Source organism: Paenibacillus sp. H1-7, from assembly GCF_022354825.1.
GTDB lineage: Bacteria > Bacillota > Bacilli > Paenibacillales > NBRC-103111 > Paenibacillus_S.
The window spans coordinates 5,960,711-5,985,170 of record NZ_CP031168.1 but is presented as its reverse complement, the minus strand read 5'-3'; the positions used below and the strand labels follow the sequence as shown (position 1 = coordinate 5,985,170).

The following is a 24,460-nucleotide window of genomic DNA, read 5'->3' as shown; positions in this document are numbered from 1 at the left end:
CGGTTGACGATGTACGGGAGGAAGAGCAGATGGCTACACCGAGTATGGAGGATTATCTGGAAAGGATCTACAAGCTGATCGATGAAAAAGGATATGCCCGCGTATCCGACATCGCCGAAGGCTTGGAAGTGCATCCTTCTTCAGTCACCAAGATGATCCAGAAATTGGACAAAGATAACTATTTGGTGTATGAAAAGTACCGCGGTCTCGTACTGACATCCAAAGGGCAAAAGATGGGCAAGAGACTGGTCGACCGGCACCAGCTGTTGGAAGAATTTCTGACTATGATCGGCGTATCGGAGGATACGATTTATAAAGATGTGGAAGGAATCGAGCATCACTTGAGCTGGGATTCCATAACTTGTATTGAAACGCTGCTTGAGTATTTCCGCAGAGACCCGTCCCGCGGAGAAGAACTGATGAAGCTGAAAAAGGAAATGGACGAATCGTAACATCCCGCATCCGACTACTTGCTCGGGTGCTTTTTTGTTGAAATGCCGGGGCGGGCGGGGCCGTCACAAGACGGGAGCTTGTTCCTGGCTTCAGTTCGTAATTTTTTGCAACAAAAAGGGCATATATGGTATAGTTTGCGTATAAATGTTCGTTTCTTGAGGTGAATTTTTTGCTAAAAAAGCTGGTTCCGCAACTGCAAGTGAATACGATTTACGACATTGATCTGCATGCATTGTGGGAGCAGGGCAAGCGCGGGATTATTACGGATCTCGATAATACTCTGGTAGGGGCGAAGGCGCCTTTGGCCACTCCGGAGCTGATCGACTGGCTGAAGGTTGTAGGACAGCTCGGTTTTCAGGTTGTTATCGTATCCAACAATAACAAGCTGCGCGTAAGCAAATTTGCGGAGCCCTTATCGCTTCCTTTTATTTACCGGGCCAAAAAGCCGACAAGCGCGGCGTTCCACAAGGCGTTGAAGCTTATGAACCTGAAGCCGGAAGAGACGGTCGTCATAGGCGACCAGATGATGACTGATGTTCTTGGCGGCAACCGAATGGGATTGTACACGATATTGGTCCTTCCGATCGCCAGAGGCGACGAGGGGATTTTTACGAAGATCGTGAACCGGACGCTGGAAAAAGCTGCATTAACATGGATGAGAAAGTAGGTAATTGACAACATGACAGAAACGAATTTGGAGCACGCGGCCTGTGCCGGCTGCGGAGTGAAGCTGCAGACCGAATCGGCGGAGAAGCTCGGCTATGTTCCCGAGAAGGCTTTGGAACGGACGCCGGTCATTTGCCAGCGCTGCTTCAGGATTAAAAATTATAATGAAGTGTCCGGCGTCACACTGAATCAGGACGACTTCCTCAAGCTGCTCAGCCATGTCGGCAGCACGGATTCGCTCGTCGTCAATATCGTCGATATATTCGACTTTGAAGGTACATTAATCAGCGGCTTGTCCCGATTCGTCGGCAACAATCCGATCGTGCTGGCCGTCAACAAGATCGATCTGCTGCCTAAAGTAACCAACTACAATAAAATTGTGAACTGGGTGCAGCGGCAGGCCAAAGAATTCGGCTTGAAGGTCGTTGAGGTCGTATTGTGCTCCGCCAAGCAAAATATGGGATTCGAGCGGGTGCTTGAAGCGCTGGACAAGCATCGGAACGGACGCGACATCTATGTCGTCGGTGCGACCAATGTCGGCAAATCCACGCTGATCAACCGTCTCATTCGCGACTATAGCGATTTGGACGCCGAGCTGACAACTTCGCATTACCCGGGTACGACGCTTGATCTGGTCAAAATTCCGCTTGATGACGGAACGTTCATTATCGATACGCCGGGAATCGTCTACAGCCACCGGTTGACCGAACTGGTCAGCAAGCAGGACTTGGGCAAGCTCATGCCGGATAAACCGGTCAAGCCGCTTGTGTTTCAGCTGAACGAGCAGCAGACGCTGTTCTTCGGAAGCTTTGCCCGATTTGATTTCGTTCAGGGCGAACGGCAGTCGTTTACGTTCTACGTATCGAACGCCTTGCAGCCGCATCGGACGAAGCTGGAGCGTGCGGACGAGCTGTACGAAGAGCATAAAGGAGAGCTGCTTGCTCCGCCTACCCGCGAAGCGCTGGAACTCTTGCCTAAGCTGGTCAAGAATCCGGTCAGAATACCGAAAGGGAAGCTGTACGACGTCTCGATCTCGGGACTCGGCTGGGTAAAGGTCAACAGCAGCGCCGGGGCCGATCTGGTCATTCACGCTCCGAAAGGCGTTAAAGTTGCAGTAAGAGAAGCGATTATATAAATATTTAGTCGAGCAACAGCAAGTATGGGAGCGGGGGTCAGAAGTATCATGGGGAATAAGTTGGACAGTCATACGATAATGTACGGAGTATTCGGTGATCCGATCCGGCATTCCAAATCGCCGATTATGCTCAACCGCGCTTTTGAGGAGACGGGAATTAACGCTGCCTATGCGGCGTTTCATATTTTACCGGGCCAATTGAAGGATGCCGTTGCGGGAATTCGCGCGCTGCAGTTCCGCGGCGTTAACGTGACGATCCCTCATAAAGTCGAGGTTATGGACTATATGGACGAAATCGACGAGAGCGCCCGAGTGATCGGAGCCGTCAATACGATCGTGAACGATAACGGCCGGTTGACCGGCTATAATACCGATGGAATCGGGTATGTACGTTCCTTGAAAGAGGAGACCGGGATTGATCTGAAAGGGAAAAAGGTGCTCATGCTCGGAGCCGGCGGAGCGGCACGCGGTGTCGGTTATGCGTTGGCCAAGGAAGGCGCCTCACACATCTACATTTCCAACCGGACGGTGGAAAAAGCGGACGAGCTGGCTGAAACGCTCTCCGGCTTCACTAGCACTAGCGGCATGGGGACCGACCGTGTGGCGGACGTTGTCGATGAGGTCAGCTTAATCGTCAATATTACGCCGGCAGGCATGCATCCGAATGTCGATACAGTCCCCATGGACACGTCGCTGATCAAGGATCATCTGGTTGTTAGCGATACAGTCTACAATCCGCTGGTTACGAAGTTTCTTCGCGAAGCGAAAGAACGCGGCGCCGTCATTCATCCCGGGCTTGGCATGTTCATCTACCAGGGGGCATACGCCTTTGAATATTGGACTGGGGTCCCTGCTCCTATTGCGGCTATGCGTCAAGTCGTGGAGCAATCGTTTACGAAATAACAACGTGTTGCAGGCAAATGCAAGCTGAAATCAAGTCAACGCGTATCACATCAGAATAGAGGCAAATCATATGTTAACAGGCAAACAGAAGCGTTATTTGCGCTCGCAGGCGCATCATTTGAACCCGATTTTTCAAGTCGGCAAAGGCGGTGTCAACGATCATTTGATCCGTCACATTGAGGAAGCTTTGGAAGTGCGGGAATTGATCAAAATTACCGTACTGAACAACTGTATGGAGGACCGCAGCGAGGTTGCCGAGCAGCTGGCTGAAGGAGCCGGAGCGGAGCTTGTTCAAGTTATCGGCAAAATCATTATTTTGTACAAAGAATCGCGCGAACACAAAACTATCGAGCTGCCGGTGTAACCGATGCCGGCGAATGCCGGAGAGGACCGTAGAAAACCGTGGGCAGCGGAAGCAAAATGAGGTGTATGCATGAAGATTGGCATCATGGGGGGAACGTTCGATCCGATCCATATCGGCCACCTGATTGCAGCGCAATGTGCTTGCGAGCAGGCGGGACTGGACGAGGTCTGGTTCATGCCGACGAATGTTCCGCCTCATAAACGGCAAGCTCCCGGAGCGACGCCCGAGCAGCGATGGGAGATGGTGTGCCGCGCTGTCGACGGGCATCCTTATTTCCGGCCAACGGATCTGGAATTGAAAAAAGGCGGCGTATCTTACAGTATCGATACGGTCAAGCTGCTTCGGCAGGAGCATCCCGGCCATCATTTTGCATATATTATTGGAGCGGACATGGTGCAGTATTTGCCGAAATGGTACAAGGCGGAGGAGCTGGTCCAGCTGGTCTCGTTCATCGGCCTGCAGAGGCCGGGATACGTGTTGGAGGAGGACCTGCTTCCCCAGGCCATTCGCCAGGCCGTAACGATGGCTGTGATGCCTTTAATCGAGCTGTCCTCCACAACGATTAGGGAGAGAAGAAGCCGGAACCAATCCATCCGATACATGGTTCCCGACCGTGTATATGAGTATATCGAGGTGAACGGAATTTATGGATCGTAAGCAGCTGATGGAAGCGGTAAAAGCGCAAATGCCCGCCAAACGGTGGGAGCATACGCTAGGGGTCATGGAAACGGCAGTCCTGCTGGCCAGGCAATACGGATGTGACCAGGAAAAGGCTTATTTGGCCGCTATCGCTCACGACGTATGCAAATATTGGCCTGTCAAGGAACAGGAAAGTATAATCCGGGACAACCATTTGTCTGACGATTTACTCGATTATGATAAGGAACTCTGGCATGCTCCGGCGGGAGCTTTTGTTGCGGAGCGGGACTACGGTATAACGGACGAAGATGTATTGAATGCGATTCGCTTCCATACATCGGGCCGGGTCGGGATGTCGTTGCTGGAGAAGGTCGTTTGTCTCGCCGATTATATCGAGCCAGGACGCGATTTTCCGGGCGTGAATAATATCCGTGAAATCGCTGAACATAGTGTAGAGAAGGCGTTGGTCGCCGGATTCGATGGCACGATACGGTTTTTGCTGGAAAAAGGCAAGAAAATCTATCCGCTTACGGTTTTGACGCGAAACGCGCTTCTGGAAGAAATCAAGCGGCTGGAAGAGCAGCAATCATTATAATCATTAAGAGAAGACATAAGTCATTGGCATAATGAATAGAACAACCATAAAGGAACTACCATTTAAGAGGAGGAACATGAATGAGTATAACCCCGGATAAATTGATGGCCCTTGCTGTAGATGCGGCAGACGACAAAAAAGCGATGAATGTGGTCACGTTGGACCTGCAAGGCATTTCCCTCATTGCCGATTACTTCGTAATCTGTCACGGGAATTCCGAAACGCAAGTGCAGGCGATTGCCACTGAAATCAAGAAAAAGGCCGAAGAGAAGGGCGCACGAGTTCGCGGATTGGAAGGAATGGATACGGCACGCTGGGTGCTGGTCGATCTGGGCGATGTTATCGTTCATGTGTTCCATCGCGATGACCGGGAATATTACAATATCGAGCGTCTGTGGTCTGACGCGAAAGTGGTTGAGCGGGTATGAGACTGGAAGCAGGCAATTGGGTCAAGCTAGAGGTGGCGAGAGAAGTCTCGCCCCACGGCTATTTTTTGACCGACGAGAATCAGGATGTGCTGCTGCATTATAGCGAAGTGGAAGGCGATATCACGGTAGGCGGCATGGTCGATGTGTTTCTGTTCTATGATTCGGAGGACCGGCTGGCTGCGACGATGCGTAAGCCGCTGATTCAATTAGGCGAAGTGGCGCTGCTGGAAGTCGTCGATATTCATCGCCGCTTCGGCTGTTTTCTTGAAATGGGCCTTGGCCGCCATTTGCTGCTGCCTTTCCGTGAGCTTCCGGAGCTTCCGGAGCTACGTCCGCAAGTGGGGGACAAGGTGTTCGTTATGCTAGCCCACGACCGTCAGGGCCGTCTTGTAGCCAAGCTGGCAGGAGAAAAGGATTTGCTGCCGCTGTGCTTTCATGCGCCGACCACGTGGCGTAACACTTGGGTTCAAGGCAGAGTATATAAGACGCTGCAGATGGGGACGTTCGTCATATGCGAAGGCGGAGTTCTCGGTTTCGGAGCCATTGGGATGATCCACGCTTCGGAACGGACAAGATTGTTACGACTTGGCGAGCAGGTGGAAGTACGGGTCAGCTACGTACGTGACGACGGCAAAGTGAACTGTACGATGAGGGCGGTCAAGGAAGTCGGCCGCGACGAGGATGCGGAGAAGCTGCTCCAGTTTTTGCAGGAGCGCCCGAACGGCTCTATGCCTTATTCGGACGAGACGCCGGCGGATGTGATCATGCAGCGCTTCAAAATCAGCAAATCGGCTTTTAAGCGAGCGGTCGGAAAGCTGATGAAGGAAGGGCTTGTATACCAGGAAGGCAGCTGGACTCACCTGAAGAAGGATTCGGCTGCGGAATCGGAAATGAATCCAAAGAATTAAATAAGCGTATGCGTACCGGCTTTGCCTTGAAGGCTGCCTGCAACGATCTTGACAGGGGTTGCGGGAGGACAAGGCTGCCGGTTTTTGCATGCCTGCCGGAAAGGAGCGGAAGAAACGTGGCCTACGAATTGTTCGCCTATCATTATGACCGCCTTATGGAAGATATGCCTTATGCGGAATGGCTTGATTTCTTGAACCAGTGCTGGGTGAAATACGGTCAGCCGCAAACCGTCGCCGATCTTGGCTGCGGTACCGGCAATATTGCTCTGCCATTGGCTCAACAAGGCTATGAAGTGTTCGGCATCGACTTGTCCGAGGATATGCTGGCGGTAGCCCAGCAAAAAGCTTACGAAGCGCAGCGGGAGCAGCCGTTTCAAGGCCGCGGCGAAGTGACCTGGCTTCAGCAGGATATGCGGGACTGGAGCTTGATGCAGCCTGTAGATGCCGTCATTTCCCTATGCGACTGCATGAACTACTTATTGGAAGAAGAAGATGTGGCGCAAGCGATTCGCCAGGCTTATGCGGGGCTGAAGGAAGGCGGTCTTTTCGTGTTTGACGTACATACCCGCCATCAGCTGGAATCGTATGCGGAAGAACAGCCGTTCTTCCTGAACGAAGACGACATCGCCTACATATGGACAAGCGATTACGATTCGGAACGATGCGAGATTGAGCACGCGCTTACGATCTTTGTTAAAGACGAAGCGTCCTCCCATGGTGCGGACGAATGCTTCCGTAGAGTCGAGGAGCTGCATTCGCAGCGGGCTTACCCGTTGGAATGGCTGAAGCAGGAGCTGCAGGAAGCCGGCTTTCGAGAAGTGGATGTGTACGCCGATTTTATGTGGAAGTCGGTTGCGGAAGAGACGGAACGCGCTTTTTTCGTCGCGCGCAAATAGGTTAGCTTGCCCATGGACGCATAGAGCAGGGCTATCCTTTCATGATTATGTTCACGATTCCTAGAATGATCCCCCATAGTGGAAGAGACAAAGCAATGCCGTTGATAATCCCGGACATGTAAGGAACCTCCTTGCTTGTTAAGTGCTAAACTAGCACTAGCATTGCCATTTTACCGGTGAAGTAATCAAATCAGGCGTCTTCATGTACAATAGATTCGAGCGGGCTTGACATTGCTGCCGTATTTTACATATAATCGCTTTATATGTAGTTACCGGCTGAGATAAGAAGTAGTAACTCTGCATCATGTTATTCAGAGAGTCAGCGGTTGGTGTGAGCTGGCACTTGGTGAGAGTGAACTCGTCTTGGAGCTAGAGGGTGAAGTTCAAGCATGCATTAGATCGTGTGATCTTCTGCATAAACTCGAATCTAGCCTGATCGTCGCCCTCGCGTTAAGGGGAAGAGTGAACAGGGGCAAAGCATGCCTTCTGTTAACTAGGGTGGTACCACGGGAAGCTCGCCTCTCGTCCCTAGCGTTGCGCTAGCGATGAGGGGCTTTTCTATTTTGCAGCTGAACTTTTTTGAATTTTGGAGGAGGCACATTCGTATGACACAAGAAGCTAAAGAGCAGCAGGGCTATAACCCCCTGGTCATCGAACCGAAATGGCAATCACATTGGGAAAACAATAAAACGTTCAAAGTGCTGGACGATGAGAGTAAACCGAAATTTTACGCTCTGGACATGTTTCCTTATCCGTCCGGTGCCGGTCTGCACGTAGGACACCCGGAAGGCTACACAGCTACGGATATCGTATCCCGCTACAAGCGGATGCGCGGTTATAACGTTCTTCATCCGATGGGATGGGACGCATTCGGACTTCCAGCGGAGCAGCATGCACTCGATACCGGGCAGCATCCGCGCGATATTACGATCAAGAACATCAACAATTTCCGCCGGCAAATCAAGTCGCTCGGCTTCTCCTATGATTGGGACCGCGAGATCAGCACGACCGATCCGGAGTATTACAAATGGACGCAGTGGATCTTCATTCAGCTGTACAACAAAGGTCTCGCTTACGTCGATGAAGTGCCGGTAAACTGGTGTCCTGCACTGGGAACGGTTCTGGCCAACGAGGAAGTTATTGACGGCTTGAGCGAACGCGGCGGCCATCCGGTTATCCGTAAGCCGATGCGTCAATGGGTATTGAAAATTACCGAGTATGCGGAACGCTTGCTGGAAGATTTGGAGGAGCTTGACTGGTCCGAATCGATCAAGGATATGCAGCGCAACTGGATCGGCAAATCGAAGGGCGCCGAGGTCGTCTTCCAAATCGAAGGCCACGCGGATCAAAGCTTGAAAGTATTTACTACCCGTCCGGACACCTTGTTCGGCGCTACGTACTGCGTAATGGCTCCGGAGCATGAGATGGTGGAGCAAATTATGTCGGCCGATCAGGCAGCCGCTGTGAAGGAATATCAGGACAAAGCGGCGCGCAAAAGCGACCTGGAGCGTACCGACCTGGCGAAAGACAAATCCGGCGTATTCACGGGCGCTTATGCGATCAATCCGGTAAACGGAGGCAAAGTGCCGATCTGGATTGCCGACTATGTGCTTGCAGGCTACGGAACAGGCGCCATCATGGCGGTTCCAGGACACGATCAGCGTGACTGGGAGTTTGCGAAGCAGTTCGATCTGCCGATTGTTGAAGTAGTCAAGGGTGGAGACGTAACGAAGGAAGCGTACGCCGGAGACGGCGAGCACGTGAATTCCGGGCTGTTGAACGGTTTGAACAACGAGCAGGGGATCGCCTCCATGATCGAGTGGCTGGAAGCTAACGGAAAAGGTCAAGGCAAAGTAACGTACCGTTTGCGCGACTGGTTGTTCAGCCGTCAACGCTATTGGGGCGAGCCGATTCCGATTCTTCACTTGGAAGACGGCACGATGAAAACCGTTCCTGAGGATCAGCTTCCATTGCTGCTGCCGGATGTCGAGCAGATTGCGCCTTCGGGTACAGGCGAATCGCCGCTTGCCAATGTGACGGAATGGGTAGAAACGGTCGATCCGGAAACCGGCATGAAAGCACGCCGCGAGACGAATACGATGCCGCAATGGGCGGGAAGCTGCTGGTACTATTTGCGCTTCATCGATCCGAAGAACGACAAGGAGCTGTGCTCCAAGGACTTGCAGCAAAAATGGCTGCCGGTTGATCTGTACATCGGCGGAGCCGAGCATGCGGTGCTTCACTTGCTGTACGCCCGCTTCTGGCATAAGGTGCTGTACGATCTGGGCGTCGTCTCCACGAAGGAGCCGTTTTACAAGCTGGTTAACCAGGGGATGATCCTGGGTGAAAATAACGAAAAAATGAGTAAATCCCGCGGCAACGTAATCAACCCGGATGTTATTGTGAACGAGTTCGGTGCGGATACGCTCCGCATGTATGAAATGTTCATGGGGCCTCTTGAGGCTACCAAGCCTTGGAATGTCAACGGCGTAGAGGGTACGTACCGCTTCTTGAACCGGATTTGGCGTTTGTTCGTCGGGGATAACGGTGAGCTTCAGCCGAAAATCAGCGCGGACGAAACGTTGGGCAGCGATACGTTCAAACGTACGTGGCACCGCAGCATCAAGAAAATTACGGAGGATCTCGAGGCGCTGCGCTTTAATACGGCGATCAGCCAGCTGATGATTTTCGTAAACGAGGCTTACAAAACCGATCGTCTGCCTAAGGCAGCGATGGAGCATTTCGTACAAATGCTATCTCCTATCGCACCGCATTTGGCTGAAGAGCTGTGGGAGAAGCTGGGGCATACAGAATCCGTTTCTTATGTAGAGTGGCCTACGTATGACGAAGCATGGACAGTAGATAACGAAGTGGAAATCGTCGTTCAAGTGAACGGCAAAATCGTCGAGCGTACGATGGTATCCAAAGACGCAAGCGAAGCGGATATGCAGGAGCTTGCTATGGGGATGAGCAAAGTACAGGAAGCGATGAACGGGAAGTCTGTGCGCAAGGTGATTGCAGTTAAAGGCAAGCTGGTCAACATTGTCGTTGGCTAGATCATTTTGTAAATAAAAATAACCGCTCTGCCGAAGCAGCAGCGGTTCATATGGAAAAGCGTGAAAGCATCGCGTTTTTAACTGTCCTTATTTGTTGAAAACAGGGCTCCCACCTTTTCCAAATCTTCTTCATATTTCGAATGAGTTGTGCGGACCAGGTTGTTAAACAATCCGTGCAGCTCATTTTGCATTATACGGAGTCCTTCGGCCGTAATACCGCCGGGAACGGACACTCTCTTTTGCAGTGTCGCAGGGGAGAAGCCTCCCGTCGTCAGAAGCTTTCCGGTGCCGAGCAGCATTTCACAGGCAAGCTGAGTGGCTTCGGCTTCGGCAATTCCGGTTTCCTCTACAGCGGCTTGAACGAATTTTTCGAGAAAGAAGGCGATGAAAGCGGGACCGCAGCTCGATAAATCCGATGAAATGCGAGTGAATTGCTCGGAAACGCGAATCGGAGCGCTGATATGAGACATTAAATTGTCGAGCAGTTCTTTATCCTCAGCTTCCAGCCGGTCGCCATAAATGCATAGAGTCGCTCCGCTAAATACATAATTGGTGATGCTCGGAATAATCTTGGCGATTTTGGACGGGAGCTGCTCTTCCAACAGCTGAATCAGCACGGGACTAGTGATGGAGACGATAATTTGCTCGGGCTCAGTGGTGCTGCGGATTTCATCGATGACCGTTTTATAGTCGCCAGGCTTTATACATAGAAAAATAAGCCTGCAATGACGGACCACTTCTATATTGGAAAGGGCTACCTGTAGCCCCGGATAAACGGCTGCCAGACGCTCCACTTTGTCAATGGTTCGATTGGTTGCAACGATTTGTTCCGGATTCAGAGCCCCGGATTGAATGAATGCCTCGATGAGAATACTGCCCATGCTGCCTGTGCCTATGAATCCTACTTTCATGACCATCCCCCCTGATAAAGTGCAGCCTTCTTAATCATTATGCAGTGACGTATTCGAATATGTTCGTTTTTTGCCCGAAATGAACAAAGGAGGGAAAGTGACGTTTGGACTTCTTATTTAAGGATAAAACGAAATCCGGTACCGTACTTTTGGTGATTTTGCTAACGATCGGTCTGGGAGGTTGGTTCGGGTACACAGGATGGAAGGAAGCGGCCAGCGAATCGTCCCAATGGCGGATTGCCAATGAGGAAATGCAGGAGCTTCTTGCGCGGCAGCCTGAAGCTAAGACGAATCCGGAGCAGTCGGTTCCTACCGGAACGAAAGAGAAGGCAGAGGGAGCTTCGGATGAACCCCAAAACGCGGCTAACCCGGCCTCAAGCGCTACAGCTTCAAAGACTGCCGATAGTTCAGGGGATTCCAAGCAAGCGGGGGACCAAGGAACGGCTGCTTCCGTACCATCCACCACGTTAACCGGCAAGAAAATGAATTTAAACACGGCTACCCTGCAGCAGCTGGATGAGATCCCCGGTATCGGTGAAAGCAAGGCGAAAGCGATCGTCGCACATCGGGAGAAGCTGGGAGGTAAATTTCAATCCGTGGAGCAGCTAATGGATGTGAAGGGCATTGGGGAGAAGCTGCTGGAGAAAATGCGTCCGTATCTTACCCTAGAGCCTTAATCTACTGAAACAACTTTCGTTTTTTGACAATATATGAGAGAATGATTGAGAGGAGAGTTTTCTTACTTTGGGGAGGTATTTTGAAGATGAGCGAGGATAGAAAGTTAGGCTTGGAAACATTGGCAGTACATGCAGGTCAGGAGATCGATCCAGCAACGATGTCGCGCGCAGTTCCATTGTATCAAACGACATCCTACGGATTCCGCGATACGGAACATGCGGCTAATTTGTTTGCACTTAAAGAATTCGGCAACATCTATACTCGTCTTATGAATCCGACAACAGACGTATTTGAGAAAAGAGTCGCTGCTCTCGAGGGAGCGCCTGCCGCTTTGGCTACGGCTTCCGGACAAGCAGCCATTACTTATTCGATCTTGAATATTGCCGGCTCCGGCGATGAGATCGTATCGGCAGCGAGCCTCTATGGCGGTACATATAACTTGTTCTCCACCACTTTGGCCAAGCTTGGCATCAAGGTACATTTCGTGGATCCGTCCGATCCGGAAAATTTCCGTGCGGCGATCACACCGAAGACGAAGGCTCTGTATGCCGAAACGGTCGGCAATCCGAAGGGCGACATCCTGGATATCGCTGCGGTAGCGGCCATCGCTCACGAGAACGGCATTCCGCTGATCGTGGATAATACGTTCCCGAGCCCTTACTTGTGCCGTCCAATTGAACATGGTGCGGATATTGTCGTTCATTCAGCAACCAAATTTATCGGCGGACACGGCACGTCCATTGGCGGCATTATTGTCGATGGCGGACGTTTCGACTGGAAAGCTAGCGGCAAGTTCCCAGGCTTAACGGAACCGGACCCAAGCTACCATGGCGTAGTCTATACAGATGCGGTAGGACCGATCGCTTTTATTATTAAAGCACGCGTTCAGCTTTTGCGGGATATGGGCGCCGCGATATCGCCGTTCAACTCGTTCCAGCTGCTGCAAGGATTGGAAACACTGCACTTGCGCATGGAGCGCCACAGCTCCAACGCACAGAAGGTCGCCGAGTTCCTGGAGCAGCACGACGCGGTAGAATGGGTTAGCTTCGCGGGTCTGCCAAGCCATCCTTCGTACGAGCTGGCGCAAAAATATATGCCGAACGGCCAAGGCGCGATCATGACCTTTGGCATCAAGGGCGGCATCGAAGCGGGCCGGAAGGTGATCAATAACGTGAAGCTGTTCTCGCATCTCGCGAACGTCGGCGATTCCAAGTCGCTGATCATCCATCCTGCGAGCACGACGCATCAGCAATTGTCCGAGCAGGAGCAGGCGGCGGCAGGCGTAACGCCGGGAATGATTCGCCTGTCTATCGGAACGGAATCGATCAATGACATTATTTATGATCTGGATCAAGCCATTCGTGCTAGCCAGAACTAAACAACGGAGAATAAAACGATGACGACACGGAAAAATTGGGATACTTACTTCTTGGATATGGCGTATATGGCATCGACTCGGTCCCAATGCAGCCGCAGGCATGTCGGCGCCGTACTGGTACAAGGAAAGAAGCTTTTGGGAGCCGCCTATAACGGTGCGCCAATGGGAGTGCAGGACTGCTCGGAGGCCGGATGCATGCTGGTCGAAGAATATGAGCTGGTCGAGCAAGCCGGCACGGAGCAGGTTGTTAAGAAGCAGCGCTGCATCCGAACGATCCATGCGGAGCAAAATTTGCTGCTGTTTACGGACCCGAAGGACAGGGAAGGCTCGGTAGTGTATGTAACCGATCAGCCTTGCTGGACATGCGCCAATATGCTTGCCAATAGCGGAATTATCGAGATCGTATATCATCGCCCGTATCCTAAGGACAGCGATAAAGTGAAGTCGCTGATGGATGCGAAAGGCATTACGATCCGGTGTTTGGAGGCATACGAGCCGCCTGTAGGTACGGTATCGGAAGTACAGCACTAATCATAGGTTATGAGGAAGAACCTCTTTCGCACAGATGCGACGGGGTTCTTTTTCTTTTTTTCGATTTAGGGAGGGGGGAGTTAGCGCGTGATGCAGAGGCCGATTATCGGGGTTACCCTGCTCTGGACGTTCGGATATATTATTGCATATGGTGTTGAGCTGCCGTTCGTTTCTTTATATACAAGCCTGGTTGCAGCGATGGTTGGAGTCGTTGTATGGATGTTGAACTTGAGAGGAAGAACGGCGATTTGCGCATTATTGCTGATTATTATTGCAGCTGGTTATTTTGAAGACTATGACAAACGTAATGTAACCAATTTGTCCCCGGAATCACTTGCCGACAGCGATTCTAACGCCAATGGAGTATACAATGGGATCATTGTCAGCCAAGTGGAAGTCGATGGAGATAAGGCTTCTTTTACCATGCGTACGGATGGGGAGCTGTCCGAGCTGGTGGCTGTAAGTGTGAGGCTGCTGTCCAAGCAGGAGCAGCAAGTAGCTGCCGGCTGGCAAAGGGGAGATAAGATCGGTGTCCAGGGAGCGCTTCAAGCCCCTGGGGAAGCACGGAATTTCGGCGGGTTCGATTACCGCAGCTATTTGAGATGGAAGCATATTCACTGGCAGCTGAATGCAAAGGGCGCTTCCCAGATCCATGCTGCACCGCCCGATATATGGACTTGGAGAACGATTCTTCGCTGGAACGACCAGTTTCGCTCCATGCTCGGAGCGGGGGTGGAACGGTTATTTCCGCCCGAACAGTCGGGCTTTATGAAGGGAATGCTGATCGGGCTGACGGATGACATCGAACCGGAGCAATTTCAGCAATTTTCACAGCTGGGGCTCACCCATATTATCGCGATTTCAGGGTTGAACGTAGCGATATTTCTTGGCTGCGTGCTGTGGATTATGCGCAAGCTGGGCTTTACGAAAGAAACGTATTTGTTGACCTCGATGGCTCTGATGCCATTGTATATCATGGTTACCGGTGCCTCGCCTTCGATTATCCGGGCGGGATTGATGGCTATGATTGCGCTGTATGCCGCTTATCGCCATACGTTGAAGGACGGGCTGCATACGGTGCTGATCGTTGGATTGCTGATGCTGGTATGGGAGCCGTATTATTTGCTGGATGTCAGCTTCCAGCTTTCTTTCCTTGTAACGATCGGCCTTATTCTCGGCGTACCGGTAGCCAACAAGCTGATGCCTATACGTTCGTCCTCTTGGAGGGACGCTATCTCTATAACAGTCGTCGCCCAATGCATTTCCTTTCCGGTGTCAGTCTACTATTTCAATCAGTTTTCTTTGTTATCGCTGGCGGCTAATTTTGCCCTCGTTCCGGTGTTCAGTATGTTCACGATGCCAGCGGGAACTGCATCGCTGCTGATCAGCTTCCTGTACCAGCCTGCAGGTCAAGTGTTGGCATGGATCGTTGCGAAGCTTAACGAGTGGATTTTCAAGCTGGTAGCAATTAGCAGTAAATGGCACTTGTTTCAGACGATATGGCCAACGCCGGGGATCGCATGGATTATTGCGTATTACGCTGCTTGGGCGCTGCTGCTTTATTTTGCTTTGATGAACCGGGCTGCAGGTGATACGTCCGTTAGTCCCGTGGAACCGATGCTTTCGTATAAGCCTGGGAAAAAGAGATCTAGCCTCGGCATCTATGCTCGAATCCGAAACGGGGTGTCCATCGTTCGCCTTCCCGCAGCGGCAGTTATGCTGGCGGTGCTGATGATTTACGCGTATGAGCCGGACCGGTGGAGCCGAGAGGGACAGGTGCATTTTATCGATGTAGGCCAAGGAGACAGCATTTTCATTCGTACTCCACAAAGCCGAAGCGTCATTCTCATCGACGGAGGAGGAACCGTCACCTTTCGTAAGCCGGGAGATGAGTGGAAGCAGCGTTCCGATCCGTATGAGGTGGGACGTAAGCTGCTCGTTCCGCTGCTCAAGAAGAGAGGGATTCAGACTATCGATTATTTAATTGTGACGCATGAGGACGCCGACCACATTGGAGGGCTGCAGTCGGTTCTTGAGCAAATCCCGGTCAGGCAGCTGTTGTTCAATGGAACGCTTAAGCCTTCGCCGGGAGTAGAGAAGCTGTTCCGGACGGCGTTGGATTACAACGTGAAGCTTGTAAAAGCTTATGCCGGCGATATTCTTCAGGTGGATGCGGATACGCGTCTCCGGTTTCTGTACCCTGTCTCGCTGGACAAGGCGGAAGCGGTAAGGATGGAGTCGGAACAAAATGCCGAATCCGTCGTGTTTGTAATGGAGATGCAAGGAACGAAATGGCTGTTTACGGGAGATATGGAGCCAAGCTCGGAAACCGCTGTGCTTCGGATGATGGAAAACGACAAGAGTGCATCAGCCAGCTTGGATACGAATGCTTCTTCGCTGCCTGCAAGCCGTAAGCCGCTTTTGCCGACGGGCCCTGTCGACGTGCTCAAGGTTGCACATCACGGTAGCAAAACTTCGACAACGGAAGCTTGGCTCAAAGCATGGAATCCTAAGTTTGCCGTGATTTCAGCGGGTGTGAACAATATATACCGTCATCCTCACCCTACGGTTGTTGCACGGCTGGAGGAGCGGGGGATCGGGGTACTGAGAACGGATGCCCATGGTGAAGTGCAAATGAGCATCCGTGACGGAGCCATTCATGTAAGAACAAAGCTTGGCGAGCGGTCTTAGATAGATCAAGACTGAACTAGTAAAACGAAACCCGGCTTATCTTGAAAATAAGTCGGCCAGGTTTTCTAAGTGTAAGAAAGAATTGAATTTAATAGCTCCAAAAGTTGATCCGGTTACCGTAGGGATCATAGAAGTGCATGGACTTGAAGCCGGTGCCCACAATATCGGAAACGGAGACGCCTTGCTCCTTCCATCTCCGATGCTCTTCTTCCATATCCCTTAATCGGAAGTAAGGGTTGGCGGTCCCATCCGCAATCCCTTGAAATAGCTCGCGAGGCTGCTGCTCCAAGAGCAAATTTTCATCTAGGATGATGTATCCTTGAGCATGAGCGTCATGCACGATAGGTAAGCCCAATATTTCGTGATACCAGGCTGCCGCCCTGTCCAAATCCGGAACCGCAACGCGCCAGTGAGAGTAGTCGGTCACCCGCTTATCGGCATGCATCGCGGGCTGATTCGAGCTTATCAGCGTATGCCTCGTGCCGTCAAAAGCGAACACGTCCAGACTTTCCTGTCCTGTAATATCTATATAGGGGCCGGTGGTCCGAATGTTGTGTTCACTGAAATAGCGGTCGGCCTCCGATATATCCGGACAACTGAACGTATAACGGACGCGAGCTTCCTTGGCTCCCCAATCGGAACGGAAATGGACGAGGGGACTTGGCGAAACAAAGGATTTCAAATGAATAAGTCCGCGTTCCGCAAAAGCTAGCGAGCTCATTTTCTCGACTTCGGATTGGGGATCCTGCTTCCCTGACCAGGTCTTCTTGTTCCAGCCTAATCCTAAATGCCTCGTGTACCAGTCGATAGCTTCTTCATGCTGCTCATAAGGCACATAAATAAATCCTCCGTCCCAGCTTAAACGCGGCGGTCCTGTAATGGAGCTTCCCACGTCGGTTGTCTCGCCCGTAACACGGAAAGATTGTACTGTCACATGAGAGCGATGTGCGGCTCCGATGCCAATCTGTCCTGCGAGAGCTGTGAAGTCGCCCGTCGTGCGGAATCGTTCCTCGCCGTTGATTTCCAGGCTGGCATAGTCCTTCCTGATCCGCCATGTCATGATTACCCACTCATTGACGGGGATGCGTCCTTTTCCTTGAATGCCAATGCCCTTACCGGTTGCGGGATCATGCCAGCGGAGCTCGTCCAGATTGTTTTCCCAGTTCATGATCACTTGACCTTGATGGAATATCAGACGAATATTCGTCGAGTCGGTCTTGGCTACCGCTTCAATCGTCAGAGGCACCTTGTACTTGTTTGGCGTGACCGCATATCCTCCGTCGTTTTTGCAATAGAGGGTCAAGCCTTCGTTCGTCTGATCCGCGCTGCATGCGACAGCGGTAAGCTCGTTTACAAGCTGCATGGCAGTGGTCAAATGATCATCTCCATTCCATTTATTAACAGTACAAAAAATATAATACCAAACATACGTTCTGTTGTAAACGCTGTTTTGCAGCTGTATTCCTGCTAAAATGCGGAGATTGGATACGCTAGTGCAAACGATCAAGCTCTTGGATCATATTGTGGTGAACATCCGATCTTTCATCAGCGGCTCTAACGGTCAGGCGAGTTAAAAAAAAAGAGGGCGTTAGCCCCCTTGCTTACCGTGGATTTTCTGCCACTTTTTATATTTATCTTTATCGTCTCCCTGATCGTCATCCTCTTCTTTTTCTTGTTTTTCCTCATGGAATGCTACGGTCGCGTGACCCGTGATTTGGTCGAACGGAGTATAGTCGCTGTTGGGAATCCCTTTTCCTGAGATGATTTTGGCGCTTATGATCCCGAGCAGAACGAGAATAGGTACGATGAGTGACAAAGTGACATACAATCCGAAGTCTTCCATGCTGCTTCCATCCTTTCATCTCAAAGTATGACATTGATATCCCCAAAAACCGACGGTTTGAAAGTTATACGAATGCTGTACGGAATTGTTTCGTTCCATGGGTCTTAGTAACGAACCCAATTTTTGTATAGATCCTATTGCACTGCATACATCTCTTGAATATTGGCTCGCATTCCCGTATAGTGTTAGATTGTGTGAGTCTTATGAGTCTTATGATAAGACTTCACGGGTGGGTGAGGGACTAATGAAAAAGAAGGAAAAGACATGACATCAAAGAACCGTTGGAAAGCCATTTGGTTCGTCTTGTTGGGCGCCGCCTCTTACGGCGTGTTGTCTACTTTTGTGAAGCTCGGTTACCAGCAGGGTTTTTCCGCTGCGGAAATAACCGGAAGCCAAGTATTTTTCGGATTCGTCGTTTTATGGCTTCTTAGCTTGCCACAACTTCGTCAAATGAGAGGAATTTCGGGAAGCATCATTCTGAAGCTGCTTGTAGGCGGTATGTTTACCGGCTTGACCGGCTATTTTTATTATCAATCGCTGCAATCATTGGATGCATCGTTCGCCGTATTGTTATTGTTCCAGTTCACCTGGATGGGGATGCTGCTCGACTGGATTACGGAGAGAAAAGCTCCGACGCTGTTTCAATGGATCGCGATGGTGTTGACTCTGGGCGGGACGGTTTTCGCATCCGGGGTACTGTCCGGCACACTGGACCGTCCGAGCGCAAGCGGGATTGGACTCGGCTTGCTGGCCGCCTGCTGCTATACGGTATTTATTTACTTCAGCGGCAGGGTAGCTGCTCATTTGCCTGCGCTGTTCCGGAGTACATGGATGATTACCGGCGCGGCAATTCTTGTTCTTACGCTGATGCCGCCGCAATTTCTATGGAACGGCTCGCTGGGACAAGGGCTTTGGATGTGGGGGCTGCTGCTTAGCGTATTCGGAATGATTCTGCCGCCATTCTTTTATGCCAAAGGAGCTCCTCATATTGAAACCGGGCTGGCTGCTGTACTCGGATCCGTTGAGCTGCCTGTTGTTATCGTCTGCTCCGCGCTGCTGCTGCATGAGTCCACTTACTTCATGCAATGGGTAGGGATAGCGATGATTTTGCTCGGTGTTATCGTATCGGAACGAAAATTCGAAGGAAACCCAAGCACACAAGCATAGCACAATACCTCACAACACAGGTTTAATTAATTAGATAATCGACATGAGAAAAACGTCTATCGACGTCCTTTCACAGAGGAGCGACCGCGTTAAGAGGTTGTTTTTATCGCCAAATAGAATTTTTACATCCGATGACCTCGGAATCTTATAAATTCTATTGTGGTCAAAAAAACGCAGTGACCGTTATCAGTCGGTCACTGCGTCTTTCTTTTTGTGATGCTCCGTATAGTGAAGCCTAAAGCTTAATAGAGCGCTTTGTCGATCGGGAAGCTTTGGCCGCTCCACGCTTTTTTGTTCGTCCACTCCGCCTCGCCCTGCCAGAACGGGTCGTCCTCGGACAAGCCTAACGGCAGGAATACGGCTGCGCACAAGTAGAGGCTGCCGGTAGAAATATACGTTTCGCCGACCTCAGGCTGATGGCCGCAGAAGCCGATGGTTAGCCAGCCGTCCTCGTCGAAAGTTCCTGGTGCATCGATCATGCGGCGGATAACCGCCGTGAGCGCGCATCGCACTTGAGCGGGCTGCAGCGAAGCTTCCAGACGATGCTGCAGCGCCATTTGGCTGAGCAGTTGAAAGGCTCCGAAGCGGTAAGCGAGCGATCGTCCGACGGCCGGGAACGTTCCTTCCGGCGAAATCAATCGTTCTTGCTGCGTCGCATACCGCTGGGCGCGCTTCAGTACTTTTTCTTTCATGGAAGCCCACGCGGCATCTTCGGATTCCAATGCTTCGATAATGTCCACCAGCATCGGCTGGATCACGAAGCTGTTATAATAATCGGCATGAAAATCCGGTCCGTCTCCGTACACGCCGTCCCCTTTGTACCAAAGCTCATGCTGCCGCAGCGCGTAGTCGACGCGCATCCGATCCCAATCGGCGCCTGCGCGATATAGCGCGGTCTCGATCATGGCTGCGAACAACAGCCAGTTATTGTAGCCAGGCTTGCGGGTACGTGTCGATTGCAGCGCCTTGATTACGTTGTTTTGCACCCGGGAGTCCAGCTTGTTCCACAATTGCTCGGGCGCCCTGAGGATCGCATGCGATAAAAAGGCCGCATCAACAATAGGCTGATACCCTTCAGCGAAATTCATGAAGTCGGGGGAAGCCGGGTCGGTCGCAGCATCGATAGCTTGTCTCGCCCATTCCGCGTAATGATCTCTCAGACGGCCTTCCTCGCCTTCCTTGCCGCCGTTTTCTAGCCATGGGGCTATGCCTGTCAACAGGCGTCCCAATGCTTCCAAATAAGTATACATAGGCCGGTCGTCGAGCTTTCCTTCGACAGGCATTTTCGCTTTCAATTGCCGATTGCTTAAATGATGCAGCACAGGATGAGCGATTCGGCTTAATGTATCGATCCAAAATGTGCGGTCTTGATGGCCTTGCGGCATAGAAGGTCCCTCCCCAAAAGGATGTGTATGTTATTTGCTCATCATTTTACAACAAACCTATAAGATTGGTCATTGTTGAACATGACAATAATCTTTGTGGAAAACGGTGGTTTAGGATGCGCAAAAGATCTGCGATCCCTTGGCGAATGTCACGAAGCGACCGGGATAACCAAGCAATAAACGATAAAAGTGGCGAAGCAGGAGGTTCAGTAATCATTCGGACAAACGGCCTGACTTTTGACGAAAATGTGACAAACTGACGATCGTCAGTTAAAATTTTACCTCACTAATTGACTTGTAAAGGCTGCCATTATTATAATTCCTTACTAGAGTCAGTCTGGAGGTTGGAAAATGAGTGCCGAGCGTATCAAGCAAGCTGCCATTTTGAAGTTTACTGAAAATGGATATGAGGGGACTTCGCTGTCGGAAATAGCGGAAGAGGTAGGGATCAAGAAGCAGTCCGTGTACTGCCATTTTAAAAACAAGGATGATCTTGTTCTTACGATCAATCAGGAGATCATTCAGGATGACGTAGATTTCTTGACCCGTTATTTCGAACGGATGAAGGATTCCCCGCTGGAGGAAGTGCTCCATACGTTAATCGACGAATACAGAGAAAAGTACCTAAACGACAAAAAATACAAGTTTATGTTTCTCATGTCGTTCATTCCGCCTAAGCATTTGGAAGTGTACTTCTTGAACTCATACAACATTCATTTACTTCATTTAAAGACGCTGCTGACCGCCGCCTTTGCCAAAGCGCCGAATATTGCCGTTACGACCGAAGAGGGGATTACGGCGTTTACGACGATGTTTGACGGCCTTATGACCCAATTGGTCTATGAGACGCCGAAATCGTTCGATAAGGCGTTCGAGCTTTCATGGAAGGTGTATTGGCGAGGGATTTCCGTGTGACATCTCAGACGTTCCGCAGCATAAAGGAGAGGGTAATTTTATGAACAAAGGGTGGTATTTTATTTGGATCGGCGGCCTGTTGGAGGTGGTCTGGATTTCCGGCATGAAGACGGCCGACAGCATAGCGGACTGGCTGCTAGTAGCACTGATGATATCCATTTCGTTCGTGCTTATTTTACTGGCTTGCAAAACACTTCCGGCAGGTACCGTCTACGCGGTTTTTACAGGAATAGGCGCGGCTGGAGCCGTGGTGGCGGAAATGCTGTTGTGGGGGGAGCCGCTGCGCTGGTCCAAGCTTGCGCTTATCGCGCTGCTGCTCGTAGGAGTCATTGGACTTAAGATGGTTACCGATCATGGAGAGGACGATGCCAAGGCGGAAAAGGCGGGTGCGAAGCAATGAGCTGGCTCTTTTTATTGTGTGCCGGAGCTTGCGAGGTTGTCGGCTTCGTCTGCCTACAGCAGGTGAACCGCAGCGTGAACGTTCGCTCGGTCTTATCGTTATTGCTGTGCTTTGCGTTCAGCTTTTTCTTTCTTTCCAGGTCGTTAGGCTCTATCCCGATAGGAACGGCTTATGCCGTTTGGACGGGAATCGGGACCGTAGGCAGCACGGTGCTTGGGATGTATGTATACGGCGAGTCGAAGAGCGCTAAGAGAGTGTTTTTTATCGCCTGCGTTATCGCGGCCGTTGTCGGCTTAAAGCTGATTTCGTAAGTCTTGTATTCTAGCGGACGGAGAGCATAGTCTTGCAAGGAAGATATTCATAGATTGTCCCCATAACATGTCGGGCCTGCGCCCGGCTTGTTACGTTTTGTCGAGTTATTTTATATACCTGCCGTCTAAAATTTGCTATTCTTTAATAGAGTTCGATAGGCTGCAACATTTTAAAAACAACATACGTTTATATAGTTGCAAGAGAGGGGGATCCCAGTGGTAGCGCCAGAACTTATAAAGGCTGCCCAATCGGGCGATCGCGACGCTCTAATTACCCTACTGCGTGAAATAGAAAATCATGTGTATCGTACTGCTTATTATATTCTGGGCAATGAGCAGGACGCTATGGATGCCGCACAGGAAGCGTTAATACGTATTTATACGAAAATTCATTCTTATGAAGAAAAAGCTCAGTTCAAAACGTGGGTTCAACGGATCGTCACCAATTTGTGCATCGACAAATTCAGGAGGTCCAAGCCTACCGTTTCCATTGATGAGCATGAGATGGTTTTTAGTGCAAACAGGACAGTAGAAGATGAGGTTATGTCCGCGTATATTGCCCAAGATATCAAAGAGGCGATTGATAAGCTGCCGGAGCATCATCGATCGGTTGTTGTACTGCGGTATTTGCAGGATTTCTCCTACAACGAAATTGCCGAATCTTTGGATCTGCCCATCAACACGGTGAAATCATACTTATTCAGGGCGAGGCAGCAGTTACAGACGTTATTGCAGGATTACAAAAAAACCAAAAGCGACGCCGTCCGCGGCTAAACGCCCGATGGTTTGGCATAGTCAATGATTCTGCTTGTACTTGTAAAATATCAATTGTGAATTGTGCAGAAAGGTAGTGTGCGGGATGATGTGTCAAGAGGTGATCGAACTCATGCAGAGATACCTCGATCAGGATCTCGATGAAATGGAATATGAGCAAATGCTCGGTCATTTGCAGCAGTGCCCTGATTGCACGGAGCTGTTCCAGCGTTTGGTAGCCTTGTCCCAGGAGCTGGAGCAATTGCCCAAGGTTACGCCTGCTTACAGCTTGGTCGATGCGATATTGCCGAAGCTCCAGCGGATTGATGAAGGATACCCTGCCGTTGAGTTTCCGGCTGCAGCGATTCCGCCCGTTTCCGCCCCTCAGGACAATCTTGGAGCGGAACAGGAATCGAAGGTCGCTGAAGTGGAAGGCTGGCGGCGCAGAATGCGCGGATGGGTCTCGATGAAAATCGTCGGAGGAGTCGTCGCGGCGGGTCTGGTGCTCGGATTTTTCGTCTTCGATCAACAGCAGCAGCATACGGCAAATACGGAAGCGGGGGGAATGCTGCTCCCGCAGTCGGCTCAGAGCAAGTCGGCGGGTTCGGAGAGTAAGACGCCGGCAGCGGATTCCAATGCAAACAAACCTATGCTGGACCGGATGACTGCGGATACTACGGAGAAATCGGATGCAAAGCTGAAAACGGACAATAGCACAGCGGATCCGGCTGCTCCTGTACCTGGACCCAATAAGGCCGAGGAGATGGTTGAACCTAACCAAGCCAGAACCGTTCAACCGAAGAGCGAGCCGCTGGACACTACCAGGCAGCAGGTAAACGAAGCTGTGCCGACCCCTCCGGCCGAGCAGCAAGCTCCCGATGATTCGGCTCAAGCCCCTGATGTCTCGGATCAGGCTCCTGCAGCAGCTCTATCCGTGCCAGAGGCGGACTCCGTCCCGCCGGCAGCCGGAGGCAGCTCCGGTGCCGTTAGTCCATCGACAGAAAGTCCGCTGCAAAAGTCGGGGGAGCCATCCGTTCCATCCGATGCGGCGAGAGGAATGATGAACAAGACGATCGCTCCTGATGAGAGGCAGCAGGGCTTTGCGCAGACGCCAACAGATACCAAAGATGCGGCCAAAGACAAGGCTCAGGATGCGCCGATTAACGGGCTGTTTTCCATTAGCGGCACAGCGGTTGCCGGCAGCACGCTGGCGTCGAAGGACCACGCTTATGTAGCGGTAGTGACGGAGCAGCGGCAGGTCGTCATCCGTGATAATCAAGGCAAGGATCTGTTTATTTCCTCTAATAAATGGACGGAGAAGGACAAAGTCGAGCTGACCGAATGGACGGAGGACGGGAAGCTGAGCTACAAGGTAACCAGCGGAACGGCTGTCACTACCTATACGATCGATATGAAAGCAAAAACGGAAGTCAAAAAATAATTTATCGGGCTCA

The 24,460-nt window shown here is 51.2% G+C and carries 25 protein-coding genes and 1 other annotated feature; of the genes, 21 read left to right on the top strand and 4 right to left on the bottom strand.

Annotation, left to right across the window (positions count from 1 at the left end):
* Positions 1–29: 29 nt before the first annotated feature.
* The 11 genes from mntR (at position 30) to leuS (ending at position 10,043) form a co-directional block, all read left to right on the top strand.
* The gene (gene mntR, locus DVH26_RS26435; RefSeq protein ID WP_239627202.1) at positions 30–452 is read left to right on the top strand and encodes a transcriptional regulator MntR; all 423 of its coding nucleotides are present in this window, start codon (positions 30–32) and stop codon (positions 450–452) included.
* 170 nt (positions 453–622) lie between these two features.
* Positions 623–1,120: a YqeG family HAD IIIA-type phosphatase gene (locus DVH26_RS26430; protein ID WP_239627199.1), complete on the top strand. Its 498-nt coding sequence runs from the start codon at positions 623–625 to the stop codon at positions 1,118–1,120.
* Between the two features lie 12 nt (positions 1,121–1,132).
* Positions 1,133–2,254 (top strand): ribosome biogenesis GTPase YqeH, encoded by a 1,122-nt coding sequence (gene yqeH, locus DVH26_RS26425; RefSeq protein WP_239627196.1) that lies wholly within the window; start codon positions 1,133–1,135, stop codon positions 2,252–2,254.
* Positions 2,255–2,302: 48 nt separating this feature from the next.
* Positions 2,303–3,157 carry a shikimate dehydrogenase gene (gene aroE / locus DVH26_RS26420; RefSeq protein WP_239627194.1) on the top strand — a complete coding sequence of 285 codons (855 nt, stop codon included), beginning with the start codon at positions 2,303–2,305 and terminating at the stop codon, positions 3,155–3,157.
* 70 nt (positions 3,158–3,227) lie between these two features.
* Positions 3,228–3,521: a ribosome assembly RNA-binding protein YhbY gene (gene yhbY / locus DVH26_RS26415; protein WP_239627191.1), complete on the top strand. Its 294-nt coding sequence runs from the start codon at positions 3,228–3,230 to the stop codon at positions 3,519–3,521.
* A gap of 69 nt (positions 3,522–3,590) precedes the next feature.
* Entirely contained in the window at positions 3,591–4,178 is a 588-nt protein-coding gene (locus DVH26_RS26410) for a nicotinate-nucleotide adenylyltransferase (protein ID WP_239627188.1), read from the top strand.
* Complete coding sequence (gene yqeK / locus DVH26_RS26405) at positions 4,168–4,755, top strand: bis(5'-nucleosyl)-tetraphosphatase (symmetrical) YqeK (RefSeq protein ID WP_239627167.1); 588 nt, start codon at positions 4,168–4,170, stop codon at positions 4,753–4,755. Before DVH26_RS26410 ends, yqeK begins: the two co-directional genes overlap by 11 nt.
* Before the next feature lie 80 nt (positions 4,756–4,835).
* On the top strand, positions 4,836–5,183 hold the full coding sequence (rsfS, locus tag DVH26_RS26400; RefSeq protein WP_239627165.1) for a ribosome silencing factor: 348 nt from the start codon (positions 4,836–4,838) through the stop codon (positions 5,181–5,183).
* Positions 5,180–6,091, top strand: a complete 912-nt coding sequence (locus DVH26_RS26395; RefSeq protein ID WP_239627163.1) for a CvfB family protein — start codon at positions 5,180–5,182, stop codon at positions 6,089–6,091. The genes rsfS and DVH26_RS26395 overlap by 4 nt, the downstream gene beginning before the upstream one ends.
* 116 nt (positions 6,092–6,207) lie before the next feature.
* The gene (locus DVH26_RS26390) at positions 6,208–6,987 is read left to right on the top strand and encodes a class I SAM-dependent DNA methyltransferase (protein WP_239627160.1); all 780 of its coding nucleotides are present in this window, start codon (positions 6,208–6,210) and stop codon (positions 6,985–6,987) included.
* Positions 6,988–7,256: 269 nt separating this feature from the next.
* Positions 7,257–7,520, top strand: a binding site (T-box leader).
* Positions 7,521–7,592: 72 nt separating this feature from the next.
* Complete coding sequence (leuS, locus tag DVH26_RS26385; protein WP_239627158.1) at positions 7,593–10,043, top strand: leucine--tRNA ligase; 2,451 nt, start codon at positions 7,593–7,595, stop codon at positions 10,041–10,043.
* Between the two features lie 77 nt (positions 10,044–10,120).
* On the opposite strand, the gene comER is transcribed toward leuS, so the two are convergent.
* Entirely contained in the window at positions 10,121–10,954 is an 834-nt protein-coding gene (gene comER / locus DVH26_RS26380; protein ID WP_239627155.1) for a late competence protein ComER, read from the bottom strand.
* A gap of 104 nt (positions 10,955–11,058) precedes the next feature.
* Between comER and DVH26_RS26375 the strand changes: the two genes are divergently transcribed.
* The 4 genes from DVH26_RS26375 (at position 11,059) to DVH26_RS26360 (ending at position 16,232) form a co-directional block, all read left to right on the top strand.
* On the top strand, positions 11,059–11,631 hold the full coding sequence (locus tag DVH26_RS26375) for a ComEA family DNA-binding protein (protein WP_239627153.1): 573 nt from the start codon (positions 11,059–11,061) through the stop codon (positions 11,629–11,631).
* A gap of 86 nt (positions 11,632–11,717) precedes the next feature.
* On the top strand, positions 11,718–13,010 hold the full coding sequence (locus tag DVH26_RS26370; RefSeq protein WP_239627150.1) for a homocysteine synthase: 1,293 nt from the start codon (positions 11,718–11,720) through the stop codon (positions 13,008–13,010).
* Positions 13,011–13,028: 18 nt separating this feature from the next.
* A complete protein-coding gene (locus DVH26_RS26365) occupies positions 13,029–13,541 on the top strand; it encodes a deoxycytidylate deaminase (protein ID WP_239627148.1) in 513 nt (170 codons plus the stop codon).
* A gap of 90 nt (positions 13,542–13,631) precedes the next feature.
* A complete protein-coding gene (locus tag DVH26_RS26360) occupies positions 13,632–16,232 on the top strand; it encodes a DNA internalization-related competence protein ComEC/Rec2 (protein WP_239627146.1) in 2,601 nt (866 codons plus the stop codon).
* A gap of 88 nt (positions 16,233–16,320) precedes the next feature.
* Here DVH26_RS26360 and DVH26_RS26355 read toward each other — a convergent pair whose 3' ends face one another.
* Positions 16,321–17,607 (bottom strand): VOC family protein, encoded by a 1,287-nt coding sequence (locus DVH26_RS26355; protein WP_239627144.1) that lies wholly within the window; start codon positions 17,605–17,607, stop codon positions 16,321–16,323.
* 213 nt (positions 17,608–17,820) lie between these two features.
* Entirely contained in the window at positions 17,821–18,075 is a 255-nt protein-coding gene (locus DVH26_RS26350) for a DUF3951 domain-containing protein (RefSeq protein WP_239627142.1), read from the bottom strand.
* 264 nt (positions 18,076–18,339) lie between these two features.
* Here DVH26_RS26350 and DVH26_RS26345 point away from each other — a divergent pair, with 264 nt between their 5' ends.
* Positions 18,340–19,242: an EamA family transporter gene (locus tag DVH26_RS26345; RefSeq protein WP_239627140.1), complete on the top strand. Its 903-nt coding sequence runs from the start codon at positions 18,340–18,342 to the stop codon at positions 19,240–19,242.
* 242 nt (positions 19,243–19,484) lie between these two features.
* On the opposite strand, the gene DVH26_RS26340 is transcribed toward DVH26_RS26345, so the two are convergent.
* Positions 19,485–20,627: a DUF2264 domain-containing protein gene (locus tag DVH26_RS26340; protein WP_239627137.1), complete on the bottom strand. Its 1,143-nt coding sequence runs from the start codon at positions 20,625–20,627 to the stop codon at positions 19,485–19,487.
* 351 nt (positions 20,628–20,978) lie between these two features.
* Here DVH26_RS26340 and DVH26_RS26335 point away from each other — a divergent pair, with 351 nt between their 5' ends.
* The 5 genes from DVH26_RS26335 to DVH26_RS26315 all read left to right on the top strand — a co-directional run bounded on the left by DVH26_RS26335 (position 20,979) and on the right by DVH26_RS26315 (position 24,447).
* Positions 20,979–21,542 (top strand): TetR/AcrR family transcriptional regulator, encoded by a 564-nt coding sequence (locus DVH26_RS26335; RefSeq protein ID WP_239627135.1) that lies wholly within the window; start codon positions 20,979–20,981, stop codon positions 21,540–21,542.
* Between the two features lie 40 nt (positions 21,543–21,582).
* Positions 21,583–21,942, top strand: coding sequence for a DMT family transporter (locus DVH26_RS26330; protein WP_239627133.1), 360 nt, complete (start codon positions 21,583–21,585; stop codon positions 21,940–21,942).
* Positions 21,939–22,253, top strand: a complete 315-nt coding sequence (locus tag DVH26_RS26325) for a DMT family transporter (RefSeq protein ID WP_239627131.1) — start codon at positions 21,939–21,941, stop codon at positions 22,251–22,253. The genes DVH26_RS26330 and DVH26_RS26325 overlap by 4 nt, the downstream gene beginning before the upstream one ends.
* Positions 22,254–22,469: 216 nt before the next feature.
* Positions 22,470–23,027, top strand: coding sequence for an RNA polymerase sigma factor (locus DVH26_RS26320; RefSeq protein WP_239627129.1), 558 nt, complete (start codon positions 22,470–22,472; stop codon positions 23,025–23,027).
* A gap of 112 nt (positions 23,028–23,139) precedes the next feature.
* Positions 23,140–24,447, top strand: a complete 1,308-nt coding sequence (locus tag DVH26_RS26315; protein ID WP_239627126.1) for an anti-sigma factor family protein — start codon at positions 23,140–23,142, stop codon at positions 24,445–24,447.
* Positions 24,448–24,460 lie beyond the last annotated feature (13 nt).

Bases quoted from the DNA above. Each gene is read 5' to 3' on its own strand.
- mntR (WP_239627202.1), top strand. From the start codon at position 30: ATGGCTACACCGAGTATGGAGGATTATCTGGAAAGGATCTACAAGCTG.
- yqeH (WP_239627196.1), top strand. From the start codon at position 1,133: ATGACAGAAACGAATTTGGAGCACGCGGCCTGTGCCGGCTGCGGAGTG.
- aroE (WP_239627194.1), top strand. From the start codon at position 2,303: ATGGGGAATAAGTTGGACAGTCATACGATAATGTACGGAGTATTCGGT.
- yhbY (WP_239627191.1), top strand. From the start codon at position 3,228: ATGTTAACAGGCAAACAGAAGCGTTATTTGCGCTCGCAGGCGCATCAT.
- DVH26_RS26410 (WP_239627188.1), top strand. From the start codon at position 3,591: ATGAAGATTGGCATCATGGGGGGAACGTTCGATCCGATCCATATCGGC.
- yqeK (WP_239627167.1), top strand. From the start codon at position 4,168: ATGGATCGTAAGCAGCTGATGGAAGCGGTAAAAGCGCAAATGCCCGCC.
- rsfS (WP_239627165.1), top strand. From the start codon at position 4,836: ATGAGTATAACCCCGGATAAATTGATGGCCCTTGCTGTAGATGCGGCA.
- DVH26_RS26395 (WP_239627163.1), top strand. From the start codon at position 5,180: ATGAGACTGGAAGCAGGCAATTGGGTCAAGCTAGAGGTGGCGAGAGAA.
- leuS (WP_239627158.1), top strand. From the start codon at position 7,593: ATGACACAAGAAGCTAAAGAGCAGCAGGGCTATAACCCCCTGGTCATC.
- comER (WP_239627155.1), bottom strand. From the start codon at position 10,954: ATGAAAGTAGGATTCATAGGCACAGGCAGCATGGGCAGTATTCTCATC.
- DVH26_RS26370 (WP_239627150.1), top strand. From the start codon at position 11,718: ATGAGCGAGGATAGAAAGTTAGGCTTGGAAACATTGGCAGTACATGCA.
- DVH26_RS26365 (WP_239627148.1), top strand. From the start codon at position 13,029: ATGACGACACGGAAAAATTGGGATACTTACTTCTTGGATATGGCGTAT.
- DVH26_RS26360 (WP_239627146.1), top strand. From the start codon at position 13,632: ATGCAGAGGCCGATTATCGGGGTTACCCTGCTCTGGACGTTCGGATAT.
- DVH26_RS26350 (WP_239627142.1), bottom strand. From the start codon at position 18,075: ATGGAAGACTTCGGATTGTATGTCACTTTGTCACTCATCGTACCTATT.
- DVH26_RS26345 (WP_239627140.1), top strand. From the start codon at position 18,340: ATGACATCAAAGAACCGTTGGAAAGCCATTTGGTTCGTCTTGTTGGGC.
- DVH26_RS26340 (WP_239627137.1), bottom strand. From the start codon at position 20,627: ATGCCGCAAGGCCATCAAGACCGCACATTTTGGATCGATACATTAAGC.
- DVH26_RS26335 (WP_239627135.1), top strand. From the start codon at position 20,979: ATGAGTGCCGAGCGTATCAAGCAAGCTGCCATTTTGAAGTTTACTGAA.
- DVH26_RS26330 (WP_239627133.1), top strand. From the start codon at position 21,583: ATGAACAAAGGGTGGTATTTTATTTGGATCGGCGGCCTGTTGGAGGTG.
- DVH26_RS26325 (WP_239627131.1), top strand. From the start codon at position 21,939: ATGAGCTGGCTCTTTTTATTGTGTGCCGGAGCTTGCGAGGTTGTCGGC.
- DVH26_RS26315 (WP_239627126.1), top strand. From the start codon at position 23,140: ATGCAGAGATACCTCGATCAGGATCTCGATGAAATGGAATATGAGCAA.